The organism is Selenomonas ruminantium AC2024, assembly GCF_000687995.1.
GTDB classification, from domain to species: domain Bacteria; phylum Bacillota; class Negativicutes; order Selenomonadales; family Selenomonadaceae; genus Selenomonas_A; species Selenomonas_A ruminantium_B.
The window spans coordinates 661,751-678,418 of record NZ_JIAC01000001.1; the positions used below are offsets into that span (position 1 = coordinate 661,751).

Annotated in this window: 12 protein-coding genes; 9 read left to right on the forward strand and 3 right to left on the reverse strand. The window is 49.2% G+C overall.

Going from position 1 to position 16,668, the window contains the following annotated elements:
• Window positions 1-99: 99 nt before the first annotated feature.
• Together ptsP and P157_RS0103035 are read left to right on the forward strand one after the other, a co-directional pair.
• Entirely contained in the window at window positions 100-1,812 is a 1,713-nt protein-coding gene (gene ptsP, locus P157_RS0103030; protein ID WP_026759720.1) for a phosphoenolpyruvate--protein phosphotransferase, read from the forward strand.
• A gap of 211 nt (window positions 1,813-2,023) precedes the next feature.
• Window positions 2,024-2,626: a hypothetical protein gene (locus P157_RS0103035; RefSeq protein WP_026759721.1), complete on the forward strand. Its 603-nt coding sequence runs from the start codon at window positions 2,024-2,026 to the stop codon at window positions 2,624-2,626.
• 73 nt (window positions 2,627-2,699) lie between these two features.
• On the opposite strand, the gene P157_RS14795 is transcribed toward P157_RS0103035, so the two are convergent.
• From P157_RS14795 to P157_RS13700, 3 genes are all read right to left on the reverse strand, one after another.
• Window positions 2,700-4,877 (reverse strand): GGDEF domain-containing protein, encoded by a 2,178-nt coding sequence (locus P157_RS14795; protein ID WP_026759722.1) that lies wholly within the window; start codon window positions 4,875-4,877, stop codon window positions 2,700-2,702.
• 184 nt (window positions 4,878-5,061) lie between these two features.
• Window positions 5,062-5,937, reverse strand: a complete 876-nt coding sequence (locus P157_RS0103045) for a response regulator (protein ID WP_026759723.1) — start codon at window positions 5,935-5,937, stop codon at window positions 5,062-5,064.
• Window positions 5,934-7,304 carry a sensor histidine kinase gene (locus P157_RS13700; protein ID WP_051598466.1) on the reverse strand — a complete coding sequence of 457 codons (1,371 nt, stop codon included), beginning with the start codon at window positions 7,302-7,304 and terminating at the stop codon, window positions 5,934-5,936. The genes P157_RS0103045 and P157_RS13700 overlap by 4 nt, the downstream gene beginning before the upstream one ends.
• A gap of 179 nt (window positions 7,305-7,483) precedes the next feature.
• Between P157_RS13700 and P157_RS0103055 the strand changes: the two genes are divergently transcribed.
• The 7 genes from P157_RS0103055 to P157_RS0103085 all read left to right on the forward strand — a co-directional run bounded on the left by P157_RS0103055 (window position 7,484) and on the right by P157_RS0103085 (window position 16,666).
• Window positions 7,484-8,911: a DASS family sodium-coupled anion symporter gene (locus tag P157_RS0103055; protein WP_026759724.1), complete on the forward strand. Its 1,428-nt coding sequence runs from the start codon at window positions 7,484-7,486 to the stop codon at window positions 8,909-8,911.
• Window positions 8,912-9,133: 222 nt separating this feature from the next.
• Window positions 9,134-10,522, forward strand: a complete 1,389-nt coding sequence (locus tag P157_RS0103060) for an aspartate ammonia-lyase (RefSeq protein WP_026759725.1) — start codon at window positions 9,134-9,136, stop codon at window positions 10,520-10,522.
• A 170-nt stretch (window positions 10,523-10,692) separates the two neighbouring features.
• A complete protein-coding gene (locus P157_RS0103065; RefSeq protein WP_051598467.1) occupies window positions 10,693-12,216 on the forward strand; it encodes an organic solvent tolerance protein OstA in 1,524 nt (507 codons plus the stop codon).
• 26 nt (window positions 12,217-12,242) lie between these two features.
• On the forward strand, window positions 12,243-13,229 hold the full coding sequence (locus tag P157_RS0103070) for a bifunctional heptose 7-phosphate kinase/heptose 1-phosphate adenyltransferase (RefSeq protein ID WP_026759727.1): 987 nt from the start codon (window positions 12,243-12,245) through the stop codon (window positions 13,227-13,229).
• 10 nt (window positions 13,230-13,239) lie between these two features.
• A complete protein-coding gene (gene rfaE2 / locus P157_RS15240; protein WP_051598468.1) occupies window positions 13,240-13,701 on the forward strand; it encodes a D-glycero-beta-D-manno-heptose 1-phosphate adenylyltransferase in 462 nt (153 codons plus the stop codon).
• 4 nt (window positions 13,702-13,705) lie between these two features.
• Complete coding sequence (locus P157_RS0103080) at window positions 13,706-14,722, forward strand: glycosyltransferase family 9 protein (RefSeq protein WP_026759729.1); 1,017 nt, start codon at window positions 13,706-13,708, stop codon at window positions 14,720-14,722.
• A 3-nt stretch (window positions 14,723-14,725) separates the two neighbouring features.
• Complete coding sequence (locus P157_RS0103085; protein ID WP_026759730.1) at window positions 14,726-16,666, forward strand: LTA synthase family protein; 1,941 nt, start codon at window positions 14,726-14,728, stop codon at window positions 16,664-16,666.
• Window positions 16,667-16,668 lie beyond the last annotated feature (2 nt).

A 16,668-nucleotide genomic window follows, 5' to 3' on the forward strand; every position in this document is an offset into this window, starting at 1 on the left:
ATTGGAATCTTAGGAATCGCCTTCTTTCCAAGGATTGGAACTTTGGAGGAAGGCGTTTCTTGTATGTATCGTATTTACAATCAGGGGGAAAGAAATAAAATGGCAGAAGCAATCAGAGGTAAAGGCGTTATTTCCGGTATCGCCATCGGTAAAATCATGCTGGCAGGTCAGAACCTGGACGGCTATCTGGTAAACTACCAGCCGGAATCCAAAGAAGTGGAGAGCAAGAAGGCTCAGGACGCTTTGACCGCCGTAGCAGAAACCCTGCGTGAAAACATCGACCGCCTGCAGAAGCAGAACATGGTTGAGCAGGCTGCAATCATGGAAGCGCATCGCATGATGGTGCAGGACCCCATGATGGCCCAGAAAATCGAAGAAAAGCTCGAAGAAGATGCCAATGCTCCGCAGGCTGTCCTCAAAGCTGCTGAAGAACAGGCACAGATGTTCGAGATGATGGAAGATGAATACTTCGCAGCCCGCGCAGTTGACCTCCGTGACGTAGGTAAGCGCGTAGCGAAGTACATCCTGGGCGTTAAAGAACCGGAACTGGGCGACGAAAAAGTTATCCTCTGCGGCCGTGAAATCGAGCCTTCCGTTATCGCTGGCATGCCGACCGACAAGATTGCTGGTGTTATCCTGGGCTCCGGCTCCACGACGGCTCATGCAGTTATCATTGCCAAAGCCCGTGCTATTCCGACCATTGTTGGTCTGAACAAAGAAGACCGCATCGACAAGATTGCTGACGGCGACCATGTTATCATGGATGGCGAAGAAGGCAAGATTCTCGTGAACCCCAGCGAAGAAGAACTGGCTGGTTACAACGAAAAAATCAAGAAGCAGCAGGAACTGGCTGCTCATTACGCTCAGCTCAAAGACCTGCCCGCTGTTACGACGGACGGCGTGAAGGTTGACCTCATGGCCAACATCGGCACGCATATGGACGTTGATAACGCCCTCAAGTATGGTGCCAAGGGCGTAGGCCTGTTCCGTTCTGAGTTCGTATTCATGGGTCGTCAGGATATCCCCAATGAAGAAGACCAGTTCAAGGCTTACAAAGAAGCTGTTGAAAAGTGCCAGGGCAACCTCTGCGTTATCCGTACCATGGATATCGGCGGTGACAAACCTCTGCCGTACCTCAACATTCCGGAAGAAGAAAACCCGTTCCTGGGCTACCGTGCAGTTCGCATCAGCTTGCAGCGCAAGGACCTCTTCCTGCCGCAGCTGAAAGCTATCCTGCGTGCCGGTGTATACGGCAAAGTTGGTATCATGGTTCCGATGATCATCAACGTAGCAGAATTCAAGAAGGTTAAGGAATTCATCGAAGAAGCTAAGCTGGAACTGGCTCATGAGGGCAAGGCTTATGCGGAAGATGTACAGGTTGGTATCATGGTTGAGACCCCGGCTGCTGCTGTAATGACGCCGGTACTTGCCAAGTATGTAGACTTCTTCTCCATCGGCACCAACGACCTCGTTCAGTACACGCTGGCTTGCGACCGCGGCAACGCCAACATCGCTGAACTCTACAATCACTTCAACCCGGCTGTACTGCAGCTCATTCAGCGCACCATCACCAGCGCTCGTGAAAACGGCATCTGGGCCGGCATGTGCGGTGAAATGGCCAGCGACCCGAACGCTGCTGTAATCCTCATGGCTATGGGCATCAGCGAACTCTCCATGAGCGCTCCGTCCATTCCGCGTGTTAAGGAAAAAATCCGCAACATCAGCTCCACGAAGGCTAAGGAAATCCTCGCTGACGTGATGAAGATGGAAGACGGCGACGAAATCAAAGCATACCTGAGCAAGGTACTGTAATATTATAGAAAGCCCTGAATAAAGGATAAAAGCCTTTGTTCAGGGCTTTTTTATGCTTAAATTTAACTGGAAATTATCTCTTTTTTAAGACCATTTTAATATAGATGCATTATCATTGTTTATGGAATAAATCTTATAGCAGACCATAAACGGTAACACCGTGCCGAGGGATGTTGTGGCACGGTATTTCTTTGAGAAGTGGAAGGAGTAAATGATGAAGAAAAGTATGGGTAAGTTTTTTCTGGCAATGATGATGCTGGCCGTTGTGGTGGCATCGGCAGGCTGTATGATAAAAGCCGATTCTTCGGGATTGAAGTTCCATGGTGGCGGTGAAGGTGTTTCCGTGCCTGCTGACTGGGAGACGGTGAGCCTGCCTAAGAATGATGGCGGCCAGGTGGTCATGAAAATGCCGTTTGCGCTCAAGCGCGTAGCAGACCCGCATCCAAATGGCCCGGTGAAGGAGTCCGTTCGTTATCAAAACGAGTCTGACCGGATGGTAATTGATGTGCTCCACGGCAGTTTGGATGATCCGAAAGACGTGGTAAAATACAACTTGGGAACTTTTATGTGGGCTGTCAATATCGCGGAAAAACATCCGGAGATAAAGTCCATGGAAAGCCAGAAGTTAAATGGGCAGGAAATAACGCGCGCCAAGATCGCCATGGTCAACAATAAAAATATCCCGTTCAGTGTGGACTGTGTGGGCCTTAATTTTGATAATGAGTTTTTTATCATCGAATTTTTCTACCCCGAAGGAGATCAGGAGATGAAGGCGGCTGCAGAGAAATCCATTGCGACGCTTAACATAAAATAAGTAAAAACTCGCTGGAGACAATGTCTCGCAGCGAGCTTTTTTATAAACCGATTGTATGGAATGCTGGGGTATGTTATTGATGAGGCAGGGACCAGTTGTTCCGGCCGTGTTCCTTTACATAGTATAGAGCCTGGTCGGCATGGTGCAGAAGTTCCTGATAGTCATTGCCGTGAACGGGATACAGGGCGATGCCAATGCTGGCCGATAGGCCGGGGAATTTGTCGCTGGCTGGTTCGAGGCTGTGCGCCGCCTCCATCACGCGCCGGGCTACAGAGGCGATGGCTTCCTGCGGGAAATCCTGCAGCAGGAGGATGAACTCATCTCCGGCGAAGCGGCCGACGGCATCATGTGCCCGTACGATATGGACGAGGTTCAGGGCAAAATGGTGCAGAATTTCATCGCCTTTTTGATGTCCCAGGGTATCGTTGGCTTCCTTGAAGTGGTCCAGGTCAATGATGAAGAGGGCATGGCAGTGGCCCTGCTGAAACGGAGCGCTCAGCATTTCCTGACCGATGGTCTCAATGGCCGCTTTGTTCAAAACGCCGGTAAGTGCGTCGATTTCTGCTTTTTCCTTGTAGAACTCCCTGCTCTGGGTGGTTTCCTGCAATTCAAGGATGGTGGCCTTGAGTTTCGTGTTATTTTCCTGCAGAAGTTTTTTGGCTTTGGACATGGCCCGGCTATGGTGGTTGAGGAAGATCATGATTGCCAGCAGCAGCAGAATCAGTCCGCAGACAAGTCCGGTCTGCAGGGGGTAAAAGGTGAGGATATGCTGCAGGGAAAAGCCAGGACGTGCCTTGATGATGTGCTTCTGGATGATATGGAGGCGTTTTTCCGGGTCAGTCTGGGTGATGGCTTTGTTGAGAATGCCCTGCAGAATACGGGGCTGGTTGGGGGCGATGATGATGCTTATAGGCACGTTGATGGAGGCATCGGGGATAATGACCAGATCGGGATGGAGCATCAGGGGACGGTCGATTTCCAGCATGGAGTTGCGGATGAGCGCCAGAGTTCCGGGCTTCTGGTCAAGGGCGTTGAGCGCCTCGGCAGCTGGTGCAGGGCTGGCTGTGATGTCCCAGGAGGGGAATTTTTGCTGCAAGTACTTCATCAGCGATGGTTCGGGGCGGGGGACAATCAGTTTTATGTTGTCAGCAGAAGATGGCGTCTGACTTGTGGAGCCGATGAAGGTATAGGGCAAGGTTGTCAGTGGATTGGTGTAGTAGAAGGGCTGATGGTCTTCAGGCCCCGCATAGATGTCCAGCATCAAATCTGCCTGTCCGGATTTCAGCAGGTTTACGGCATCGTCATAGGTGGGTACATGGACATAGGTGAATTCCAGACCGGAATTTTTCGCCAGCTGGCTGATAAGGTCGGGATAAATGCCCTGGGCTTTTTTCTGGGCCTCATCGTAGATAACATAGGGATAAACCCCACCGTAAATGGCTACCCGCAATGGAAGTGACATCTTGATATACTGACTTTCCTGGGGCGTGTAATGCACCAGCTGGAAGTCGAGCTTTTCCGCCAGCGTATGGGAAAGCTGGGGCTCGAAATGAGGATTTTCCATATTGAGCCGGTTGATGGCGTTTTCCAGATTGACCAGTTTGTTCCGATTGGCGGTTGTGGCGGCGGCCCGCACGGGAATCCGGCTGTAGGCCAAAAGAAACTGTTCCTCGGGCATGGTATTGGTGGCGGTGTCCACTACGAGGTCAACGCTTCCTGCCTGTAAAGCGGCCAGCATCTCCTGCTGGTTGGCGAAGGCTTTTACGGCGAAATTCAGGCTGTTGTTCTGTTGGAACAGTTCAAACTGCTGGTTGATGGGGCGGGCGGCGATAATGCCCACCCGGGCCCCGGCCAGCGTATTCAAATCATGGGGGTCAAAGCGCGTTTCCCCAATACGGGAGTACAGGCCCTCTACATCATAGCCAAAGTTGATGGTGCTGTAGATAATGCCGCCCTTTAGGCCCAGGGAACTGGGGTATTCCACGGAGAGCAGCAGGTCAATATCCCCGGCAAACAACCGTTCAAAGGCTGTGCTGGCATTGATGTTGACCAAATGGTAATCCCAGTCCGTGTGCTTGGAGAGCTCGTCCAGATAGCTGGTATAGTATTGCCGCAGGACATGGGGATTGACCAGGCTGTTGTCCGGCTGTATATAGCCAAGCCGGATGTTCAGGTCTTCTGCTTCTAGCTGGCTGGCGGGCATAGCCAGCAGGAGGCAAATGCTGATAATAAATGACAGCAGTGCTTTCATATGTCATTCTCCTATACATAATAAGAGCAGTGTTTCTGCTGTCTCAATTCGTGAGGGATAGAAAAAATCCTGCCTGTGGATAAAAGGCAGGATTTGTGGATAAAAGGGAAAATAATGCACAGATTATCCCCAGATATTGGGGATAATGTGGACAGTTTTGTGGATAACTGTCGATAAAGCTGGCTTATTTATCCCTTTGTACGGTGTCATAAAGTGCATAAATGAATTTTTTCATGTTGATATGAACTTGAGAAGGGCTGGGTTTTTCCTCGTTTTCCAACAGGCGCATGGTATTGCGGATGTCGTTGTAGTCAAAGTACAGGGGCGCGTAGTCCTCGAATTTGGGATTGGTGTAGTCCAGTACGCCCATACTGGCCACGTTGATATGGCCCTGGAAAATGGTACGGCGCAGCCGCTGTTCCATGGCTTTTGCTTCCCGGGCGGGGTCACTGGCGCCGTTTTGCTCCGCTACGGCTGTAAAGAGGCCCTTGAGGGCAGAGATTTCTCCGCCGCATTTTTCGATATAGGCGACGATGTTCAGCAGGTCCTGCGCTCCTGGCGCACTTAAGATGCCCAGTTCTTTTAATTGGTTTTCTGCCCGAGTGCGCAGGTTTTCTTTGGGGGCTGGGGCAGGTGCGGCCTGTGGATTGAGGCTCAGCAGGGAGTTTTGCAGATTGTGGGCAAAGGACTCCAGCCGCAGATGTTCGCTGACGTTTTTCAGCACACTGACAATTTCGTTGCGGTTCAGGGGCTTCATTATATAGTAGTCAATTCCATTTTCATAGGCTTTGCCGACTAAATCTTTGCTTTCCACCTGCGAAAGCATGACGATTTTGCCGGGGAAGTCTTTTTTGATGCGGTTCACCGCCTGAATGCCGTCAATGCCGGGCATCAGCATATCGATGATGAGAATGTCTGTCTGGCGGCGGGAAAGAAGTTCGTTGGTTAATTCCGTAGCATTGTTTAGGGAGTCGGTTACATCACCTAGATTATAGTCTTCGATGATGTCCTGCAGCATCATGCGTACGGCATCATCATCGTCAATCAGCATTATATTCATAAGGGCTCTCCTTTATTTATCGTGTTGGGGGAGTTTTCGTTGGTGCGGGGGGCAGGTTTATGGAGTTTTTGACAGGGCAAATCTAAGTGGCAGATAACTTTATCTTTGCCATCTGAAGTCAATTCGATGGTGCCGCCTAAGGTTTCTGTCTGATGTTTTACATAGGTCAGCCCCACGCCGCTGGACGCCTTGCCGGTGCTGTCGAATTTTGTCGTGTAGCCAGGCGTGAAGACCTGCTCCAAACGCCGTGGTGAGATAAAGCTGCCGGTGTTTTCCAAGGTGATTTTGAGCCGTCCATCGCCAGTGCCGCCGACAATGGTCAAGGTGATGGTACCCCGGCAGGGGATAGCCTCTACGGCATTGGCTACAAGATTGTTGAGAATGGACAGCAGCATAAAGGCGTGCAGAGGTGGCAGTCCGGCAGGTACATGGCTGGCAAAATGTATTTCCTTGCCCAGCGAGCGGGCGTATTTTTTTTGTGTATGAATCATGAGCCGGGCGATTTTATCCGGAGACATATAGTCATCGACCCGGCGGTTTTGGGTCAGCTCCTGCAGTCCTGCGTAAATGCGCTGCTGATTTTTCTTGATATCGTGACATTGGCCGGCAATGCGTAGTACTTCATTGGCCAGTGCTTCATCTTCTGGTGTTTGGGCGCTGTCTTTTAGCTGGACGTAGACGTTGTAACAGTCGTGGGTAACAGCTTCGCCACTTTGCAGAGAGCATTTCAGCTCGAATACTTCTTCGTATAGCCCGGCAATCAGCATGGTGAGTCGGTCTTTTTCCTTGGTCTTGCGGGTCAGCCGCATTTCTGTGTTGTAGAGCTGAAACAGGAAGAAGAACGAGAGGATGAAGAAACACCGCAGAATGGCAATCAGTATCAGTCGCACAAGCATCCCAATGGTAAAGGTTTCCGACTGCTGGTAGGCGATGGCATTCATGGCCGCCAGTTCGCCGACGCTGGCAAAAACCTCCGCGATAATCGCCCAAAAGGCAATGCCCAAAGCCTGCTCGTAGATGGATTTGCGGCTGAGCTGGGGCAGAGCGAAGAACAGGGCGTAGACAAAATAGTAGAAGAAATTGGGAATGTGCTCAATGAAGGCCAGCAGTATGTCGTCGCCGTAGAACACATCGAGCCCTGTGCGGAACAGCATAACCGCAGCACCGGCCACGGCGCCTGTAAAGAGGCGGGGAAAGGTACTGAGCCAGATGAGAAACAGCAAAAACACAGGCGAGCCAAAGCTGACGCGGAAGTTGGCGAAGTCCCCGCTGAAGGGGTGCATCTTCGGTTCGCCTGCCAGGGGAACCAATATAATCATAAAGAGCAGCACTAGCCAGTCCTGTCGGGTAGGCTTGCCATCATTCATAGGAAAAACTCCTTTGAGAAATTTTATATATAAAATAATAATCGTTGCTTATCGGATTATATAGTTTTTTATAGTCACGCATTTATATTATTACCATCAATCATACCATAAGTCAAACAGCAATTATAATTTCGTTCAACTAAGACTTATGGTGGTCTAGTTATGAGGAGGTAGAAAAAATGTCTGACTCGAAAAATCAGGGATTAAGCCCGCTGATTCGCGGCCTGATGTGCGTGGCCATCGGCGCAATTATCTGGTTCATTCCCGCACCGGCCGGGGTTACTGCTCAGGCTTGGGGCCTCTTGGCCATCTTTATCGCAACTATCGCAGGTTTCATTCTCCAGCCCATGCCCATCGGTGCTATCGCACTGATTGCGCTGACGCTGCTGCCAATCCTTGGCATTATGAAAACTGGCGAAGCGCTGGCAGGTTTTTCCAACACCACGATTTGGTTAATCGTGTCCGCCTTCATGTTTGCGGAAGGTTTCATTAAAACCGGTCTTGGCAAACGCATTTCCTACATGCTGCTCTCCAAGTTCGGCAGCAGCACGCTGCGGGTTGCTTATGTCATGAGTGCCGCTGACTTCGTTATCGCACCGTTCACGCCGTCCAACACGGCTCGCGGCGGCGGCATCATCTTCCCGATTGTCCGCAGTATCACGGCTGCCGTTGGCTCGGACGTGGACAAGAAAACCAATATGCGCACGGGTGCATTCCTGATGTTCAGCGCCTATGCGGCAGTTATCACTTCCGCTTGTATCTTCCTGACGGGTGCTTCCAACAACGTGCTCTGCAACACCTTGGCACAGCAGATTTTCGGCACCTCGATTGGCTGGGGAGACTGGTTCCTGGCCTGCATCATTCCCGGTCTTATCCTGACCGTGGCTACACCGTATATTCTCTATAAACTCATTAACCCGGAACTCAAGAACACTCCGGAAACGCAGGAACTGGCCCGCCGTGAGCTGGCTGAGATGGGCCCCATGAGCTCCAAGGAAATCATCCTGAGCTTCATCTTCGTGATTGCTTTGATTATGTGGGCAACGGGTTCCTATCATGGCATTGACTCCGCGTTCGTCGCATTGCTGGGCCTTTCCGCCATGCTTCTGACGGGGATTCTCGACTGGTCGGATGTGGCACATCAGCATGCTGCCTGGGACGTACTCGTATGGATGGGCGTGTTGGTTAACATGGCCGCCTTCCTCTCCAAGTTCGGTCTGATGAAATGGTTCGCCGATGTGATGGCTGCTCAGTTCGCAGGCATGGAATGGATTATGATGCTGGTAGTTCTCAGCATTATCTACACCTTCGCTCATTATCTGCTGGCCAGCAACTCGGCACATATCATGGCCCTCTTCGCTGCTTTCGCGACGATTCTCGTGGCTGCTGGTGCTCCGGTACTCGGCGTGCTGATTCTCTTCGGCGCACTCTGCAACAGTGCATCTTTCCTCACCCATTATGGCTGCGGCGTTACCCCGATTTTCTTCGGTGCCGGCTTTATGGGACAGGGCGAATGGTGGAAGATTGGTTTCATCATTACGGTACTGCATGTAGTGGTTTGGATGGGCGTAGGCCTGCCGGTGATGAAAGTAATCGGTATGTTGTAAGGTTGAGGGCTCTCGTCCTTGAGAGCCCCTTACCATAGCTTAATGCTATGCGGCAATCCTATGGACAAATTTTTCAAAATGTACTTGATTGTATATTGTATACATGATACAATATAGTCAAGTCAAAGAGCTATGAGAATATAAATATTGCTTATAGTTCGTCTCGTTAAAATGTAATGTTAGTTGGGTTATCTTTTTAGAAAGAAAGGAACGTGGAGCAAAATGAGAAAAGAGCATGATTTCCTTGGCGAACTGGAAATTCCTGATGACGTGTACTATGGTGTACAGACTACCCGTGCAATCTCGAACTTCAAGATTACGGGACAGAAGATTGACCCGGATTTCGTTCAGGCTTATGCCAAGGTCAAAAAGGCTACGGTAATGGCAAATATGTCTACAGGCCGTATGCCGAAGGAAGTCGGTGAGCCTTTGATTCAGGCTGCCGATGAAATCATTGCTGGCAAATTCTTGGATCAGTTCCCCGTTGACCCCATTCAGGGCGGCGCTGGTACTTCCGTGAACATGAACGTCAACGAAGTTCTCTGCAACCGGGCACTCGAAATCATTGGCAAACCGAAAGGCAGCTATGATATCATCAGCCCCAACAACCATGCCAACATGGCACAGTCCACGAACGATACCTTCCCGACCAGTATCAAAGTTTGCCTGTCCCACAAGGGCAAGAAGCTGACGGCTTCCCTTGGCAGACTGGCTGATGAACTGGACAAGAAGGGCGAAGAATTCAAGGATATCCTCAAGATGGGCCGTACTCATCTGCAGGATGCTGTGCCCATTACGCTGGGCCAGGAAATGCATTCCTATGCATCCGCAGTTCGCCGTGGCATTGACCGCATCAACCACGCTATCGACAGCATCCATGTGGTAAACATGGGCGGTACGGCAGTAGGCACGGGCCTCAATGCAGAACCGGCTTACATCACGAAAGTTGCTGAGACCCTGTCGGAAGTAACTGGTGAAAAATATGTGACCGCTGACAACATCATCGATGCCACTAACAACACGGACGGTTTCTCCGATGTTTCCAGCGCCATGAAGACTACGGCTCTAGTGCTCATCAAGATGGCTAACGACTTCCGTCTGATGGCATCCGGTCCGCGCTGTGGCCTCAATGAACTCAAGCTGCCGATGCGTCAGCCGGGTTCCTCCATTATGCCGGGCAAAGTAAATCCGGTTATCGCTGAAGTTCTCGACCAGGCCTGCTATCAGGTAGTAGCGAATGACCTTGCTGTTTCTTTGGGCGTAGAAAATGGTCAGTTCGAACTGAACGTTATGGAGCCGGTTATCAGCTTCAATATGTTCAATTCCATGACGTACATGACCAATGCAGTGGATACCTTCGTGGAAAAACTGCTGCTTGACCTGCAGCCGAACAAGGAACAGTGCCAGGAATGGCTCGACAAGAGCGTAGGTGTTGTAACGGCTATGCTTCCCCACATCGGTTATGAAAATTCCGCGATGATTGCCAAAGAAGCCTACAACACGGGCAAACCCGTTCGTCAGGTCATCCTCGAAAAGGGCCTCATTTCCAAGGAGAAGATGGAAAAGATTCTCTCCCCGAAGGAAATGACCACTCCGGGCATTGCCGGCTGAATTTAGCGTAACCCAAATAACATTTCCATAAAGAGGAAGCGTGGCTGTGAAAATCAGTCACGCTTCCTTTTTTCTATTATTTATGTAGGAAATATTTGCGTTAATACCCTGTATGTTATATTATAAAGATGTTGACTTTTGGCTAAATCCTTACGATAGGAGTAATTTTGATGAATAGACATAAGCTTGCAGGATTGTTGGCAGTAGCGGTAATGCTTCCTTTGCCAAGTGGAGTTGCTTTGGCGGCATACCACTCTGATTCGGATACAGGGGTTTCTGTACTGGACTATATCGAAGACCGTCACCGGTCTGAACGGGAAAACCGCCTTAGCGATGAGCAGAAGAAATTATTGGCAGATGCCAAGGCACTGGAGAAGAATCTGCGTTATCCCTTGGACAAGACAAAGGCCATGCCTGTCGCCTTCGAAGGGGATGATTTGACCTATGATGAACGGGATGGCAGTTTCGTAGCTAAGGGACACGTAGATATTGTGCAAATGGATGCTCATCGGTTCCAGGGGGAAGAAGTTAACGGTAATACAAAGACTCAGGATGTGTATGTGCCGGATAAGGCTCATATGTTGCAGATGACGCCGGGACAAAGCCGTATAACTTTAGATGGCTATAAGGCACATTATAATTACGGCAAAAGCACAGGTGAAATGGATAATATCAAAGGTAAGGTTGGTAATAAGTATGTTACTGGCAAACGCATTGAGTTTTATCTAGATCGCATCGTGATTTACGAGGGAACACAAACAAAATGCGGTGCTAAAAAGCCAGATTATCAGTTGAAAGCCAAAAAGATAACCATATACCCAAATGATAAAACTGTTATGGAAAATGTGAAGTTCTGTATTCGAGGAACAACAATATATTCACGAAAGCATTATGAGCGAAAGGCAAATGAATCAGATAGTAGCAATTTCCCTAAGGTAGGGTATTCGAATAGTGATGGCGTTTATGTGCGGTGGGATTTTAAGCATCCAATTGCGGATAATGTAACAGCAAATACGAATCTTCATGTCACGAGTAAAGACGGCTGGCGAAGCAATTATGATGTTACCTGGGCAAATCGTGGGATGAGTACTAAGGTGACTTATGGGCATTTTGAAGATGGTGATAATAATTGGCTTAAGAAGCAACCGTCACTTATATGGAGCTATGGTCATAAAATAGGTCATACGCCTTTTAATTATGGCTTGAGTGCAGAATATGGGCGTTGGTACAATAGAGGAATACATAGTACGCATACTCAATATGGCATAAGCTTTAGTCGTGATCCGATCGTATTTAATCGGTATGCATTGTACCTCAATACGGGGTATACTGTTACGCATGAATCCTATGACAAATCCCGGGTAAACGGCTGGTCTTGGTCGGCTTTGTTGACTAAGGATTTTGATGAACGTTGGGCAGCTTATGCTGGTTACTATTACAACAGTTATAATAAGACGACTTCTTTGTTCGCTTATAATGCTGCGGATTCAGCAAGAAGAATTGATTGTGGTTTTAGTTATCGTTTGGATAGCAAGAATCGTTTTGTAGTAGGAACAAGATATGATTTGGTGGCGCAGGAATGGAAGAAAGTGGACTATTATTGGTATCATGATTTCCACTGTGCACAGCTAATTCTTCGCTATCGCTCCAAGGAACAGCAGTGGAATGTTCGTTGGGAGTTCACCCCGTGGTAATATCTGGATAGTAAAGAAGGAAAAAAATGAAGCAGGAACTTGAATCCATAGTGGATGAATTTCAAGGAAAACGAATATTGGTTATTGGTGATATGGTGGCGGATATCTATCTGGATGGTCGCATTTCCCGCATTTCCCGGGAAGCACCGGTTTTGGTGTTGCAGCAGGCTGGAGAAAAGGTAGTAGCCGGTGGCGCAGCCAACGTGGTTAACAATGTGGCTACGTTGGGGGGCAATGTCTTTGCGGTTGGCCTTCTGGGGTTGGACAATGCCGCCAAGGGGCTTAAGGAAGCTTTGGAGAAGAATGGTGCTCATACGGAAGGTCTGTTCTGTGATGAAAAACGGCCCACCATTTCCAAAACCCGCATCATTGCTGGCGGCCGAGCGACTGTCAGCCAGCAGATTGTCCGCATTGACAAGGAAAGCGACAAGCCCATGCAGAAGGCTCATGAGAGTCAGATTATGCAGTATATCAAGGGGCTGTTGCCGAAGATTGATGGGGTGGTGCTCAGCGACTATGGTTCCGGCACCATTACGGAGAAGTTGCAGCAGCAGATTATTTCCTATTGTCGCGCGCATAATATTCCCAGCATGGTGGACAGCCGCTATGATATTCACCGTTTCAAGGATATTGGCTATGTGAAGCAAAATGATGCGGAACTGGCTGCTGCTGTAGGGCGGGAGCTTAATGATGATGAAAGCATATTCACAGCAGGGCAGGAACTTTTAGAGGAATTGAACGCCGATGGTGTTCTCGTTACCCGCGGCGAAAAAGGCATGGTACTGTTGGAAAAGGATGGAGCCATCCATGATATTCCTGTATCGGACAAGAGTGAAGTCTTTGATGTGTCTGGTGCCGGCGATACCTGCGTTTCCACGGTGATTTTGGCACTGGCCGCAGGTGTGGAACCGGCAAGGGCGGCAGAACTCAGCAATATTGCCAGCGGCATTGCCGTGCGCAAGCTCGGAACGGCTACGGTTTCCAGTGAAGAACTGCGCCGGGCGCTGCGTTAAAGGAGTAAATATGTTAGTAGAACGTCAAGATATCGCGAAGTTTTGTGAAATCCTGCGCAAGGGCGGGCAGAAAGTGGTCTTTACCAATGGTTGTTTTGATATTCTCCATGCAGGCCATGTAACTTATTTGGAAGCCGCCAAAGCGCACGGGGATGTGCTGGTGTTAGGCCTGAATACCGATGCTTCTGTGCGCCGCTTGAAAGGCCCGGAACGCCCCATTAACAGTGAATTAGACCGTGCCAAGGTTGTTGGCGCGTTGAAATCCGTGGATTACGTGGTGCTTTTTGGCGAGCAGACCGCTGAAACGGTTATTGCCGAAGTAAAGCCTGATATCTATGTTAAAGGCGGCGATTACACTTTGGATACGCTGCCGGAAGCCAAAATCGTCCAGAGTTACGGTGGTAAAGTGGCTTTTATCGATATGGTAGAGGGCCGTTCCACCACGAACATCATCAACAAGATTAAGAGTTGAGCCTATGAAAAATTTTCTTATTGTAAAATTAAGTGCCATCGGCGATGTAATCCATGCTCTGCCCGTGGCCTATGCGTTGAAAGAGGCATATCCTGATTGCCATATCACCTGGGTAGTGGAACCGCCTGCGTATGATTTAGTAAATATGAGCCCCTATATTGATGAGATTATCCTCTTTGAGAAGAAGAAATTTAAGTCCTTAGGGGGCTTTTTGCATGAGTATGGGCCGCTGAAGCGTAAAATCCGTCAGCGCCGCTATGATGCGGTGCTGGATTTGCAGGGGCTCTTTAAGTCGGCAGCCATTGCCCGGCTGGGGAAAGCTCCGGTGAAACTTGGCATGTGCAATATGCGGGAACTCAGTGATAAAATCTCCAGACCGGTTATCGGCCCGCATGCGCATGGTCATATTGTGGAGCGTTATCTGGATGTGGCCAGAGCTTTGGGCTGTCCGGTAAATGAGGTACGATTTACTTTGAGTGTGCCGGAAAGAGAAGCTGACCTTTCTCAGCAGATTTTTGCCCAAGCGGGGGCAAATATGACCAATCCCTATGTGGTGCTGGCTATTGGTGCCAACTGGCCCAATAAGCGCTGGCCCGCAGAAAACTTTGCCAAGCTGGCTGATTGGATTTACGACAAACAGCTGATTCCAGTGATGGTCGGAGGCGGCATTGTGGATGAACAGCGGGCGGCAGAAATCAGCTCGTACAGTGATATTCCTCCATTGAACTTAGTGGGACGCACAAATTTCAAGCAACTTACCTATATCCTGCAAAATGCACGCCTGACCATAGGCGGCGATACAGGGCCGGTGCATCTGTCTGCCGGCTTGGGCACGAAAACCATTATGGTCATGGGCCCGACCGACGCTAACCGCAACGGCCCCTATGGACAGCTGGAGAATGCTTTGGAAGTTGATCGTGACTGTCGGTACTGTTGGCAGCGTGCTTGTCCGAAGAATTTTGACTGCCTGGAAAATATCCGTGTAGAGCAGGTGGCAAAAAAAGTAGAGGAGATTCTCTAATCTATGCGATTACAGTCTTATTTGAAGAATTGCCAGCTGGATTTGCGTTTGTTCGCTTTTTTTTTCCTGCTAATGGCAATATATCGTCTTATCTTTATGGTTAAGTATGCTGGTGCGATGTCGGCAGATGTAGCATTAACAGAGATATTTCAAGCGAATTGGGCTGGCTGGCGTTTGTCCCTGAAGAGCGCTGGAGGATTTACGTTACTGAGCTTTTTACTGGTGACATTACCGGGAATCGTACGGCCTAAGTGGAGTTTGGGACGGCTTCGTTTGGCGATTGGTGCATTGGCCTGCTTTATTCTGACGGTACTCTTTTTGGCACGGTTTCCCTATTATGAAGAATTCCGCATGACTTATGGTCTGCAAGTTTTTCAAGGCTGGCATGATGATAGAGTGGCGGTTTTAGGCATGATGGTAAGCGAATATCATTTATTGCCAGGGCTGCTGGCGGCAGCAGTGATAACGGGATTATTGGTGCTGGGGCTTAAAAAGATTTTGGAACTGCCGGTTTTGCAAAAGCAGTGGCAACAGCCTATAGCAGTTGCAGCAGGGGCTTTTGTGATTACCTTTTTATTTATGCTTTTCTGCCGTTTTGGTGGGGGCGTTTCCTACGCAACAGGAATAAATTGGGAAAATGCTGCAGTGACCAGTGATGATTTTCTTAATGAGTGTGTGCTGGATGATGTGCAGGCCATGTATCGGGCGATACAGCAGGAAGAACGGATGAAGGCTGGCGATATTTACGGTGTTGATAAAGAACAGTTAAAGACAATGACGGTGGAGCAGGTGGAAACTGCTTTGCAGCGAACTGCGCCAGGGGCTAAATTGTCTAAGCCGCGTCATATTTTCATTGTGCTGGGGGAAACCTGGGCCCAGTGGCCTTTGCTGGAAAAATATGCACCACTCCATGCGGCAGATGGTCTTAAAGGTTTAATAAAGGAAGAAAATGCATATTATACATCCCGCTTTATGCCCAATGGTGATTTTACATCCATTGCTATTACCGGGATGATTACAGGCCTTTCTGAGGTCAATGTGCGAGTGAATTATCAACCACGCAGTTTTGAGGATATATATCCCACGGCGTTGGCAAATCCTTTTCATAAGCTGGGCTATCAGGTGGATTTTTGGTATGGTGGCACGCCGGGATGGGATAATATCAGCCGTTTGGCACTGGCACAGGGATTTAATCATTTCTATGGGTATCCTGATTTCCATGCGCCTAAAACGAATGCATGGGGAACGAATGACCGTAACCTCTTTAATGCTCTTAGTGAACATTTGCGCGGGGAAGAACCTACGGTACATTTAATTATGACCACATCAAATCATCCGCCCTATAATATTGATTTGGCAGCGGAAGGCTTTGATGTGGACAAGACAGAAAACTTGGTACGGGAACTGATTCCTAGTGAAACTGACCCGCATAATTTGGCTGTAGAAATTGGCCATTATTACTATATGGACAAGGTGGTTACGGAATTTATCCGGGATACGGCCAAGAAATATCCCGACAGCTTGTTTGTGGTTACAGGGGATCATGCTGTGCGTTCCAATCCGGGAGCACAGCCCACTATGTTCGAATTCCAGTCAGTACCTTTTGTGCTTTATGGCGCAGGAGTGACGCACGATATTTTACCGGCTGATGCGGTTGGCGGGCACACGGGAATTATGCCTACACTGGTGGATTTGATTGCGCCAGTTGGATTTCAGTATGATTCCGTTGCTCCAGCCATTGGCCAGTATCCGGCGGCCTTTAACCGTGATTACTATATAACCTCTCATATCATGGGGCAGGTTGGCACAGACAAAACTGAATTGCTGCCGGATGTCATTGAGGCTGATACAGCTAATGAACAGCTCAAGATGGAGCCTTTCTTACGACGTCTGCGCACGCTTAGCTATTGGCTGATTATGGGCGGACACAACGAGGAGAAATAAAC

Coding starts and splice junctions, on each gene's coding strand:
- ptsP (WP_026759720.1), top strand. CDS start 100: ATGGCAGAAGCAATCAGAGGTAAAGGCGTTATTTCCGGTATCGCCATC.
- P157_RS0103035 (WP_026759721.1), top strand. CDS start 2,024: ATGATGAAGAAAAGTATGGGTAAGTTTTTTCTGGCAATGATGATGCTG.
- P157_RS14795 (WP_026759722.1), bottom strand. CDS start 4,877: ATGAAAGCACTGCTGTCATTTATTATCAGCATTTGCCTCCTGCTGGCT.
- P157_RS0103045 (WP_026759723.1), bottom strand. CDS start 5,937: ATGAATATAATGCTGATTGACGATGATGATGCCGTACGCATGATGCTG.
- P157_RS13700 (WP_051598466.1), bottom strand. CDS start 7,304: ATGAATGATGGCAAGCCTACCCGACAGGACTGGCTAGTGCTGCTCTTT.
- P157_RS0103055 (WP_026759724.1), top strand. CDS start 7,484: ATGTCTGACTCGAAAAATCAGGGATTAAGCCCGCTGATTCGCGGCCTG.
- P157_RS0103060 (WP_026759725.1), top strand. CDS start 9,134: ATGAGAAAAGAGCATGATTTCCTTGGCGAACTGGAAATTCCTGATGAC.
- P157_RS0103065 (WP_051598467.1), top strand. CDS start 10,693: ATGAATAGACATAAGCTTGCAGGATTGTTGGCAGTAGCGGTAATGCTT.
- P157_RS0103070 (WP_026759727.1), top strand. CDS start 12,243: ATGAAGCAGGAACTTGAATCCATAGTGGATGAATTTCAAGGAAAACGA.
- rfaE2 (WP_051598468.1), top strand. CDS start 13,240: ATGTTAGTAGAACGTCAAGATATCGCGAAGTTTTGTGAAATCCTGCGC.
- P157_RS0103080 (WP_026759729.1), top strand. CDS start 13,706: ATGAAAAATTTTCTTATTGTAAAATTAAGTGCCATCGGCGATGTAATC.
- P157_RS0103085 (WP_026759730.1), top strand. CDS start 14,726: ATGCGATTACAGTCTTATTTGAAGAATTGCCAGCTGGATTTGCGTTTG.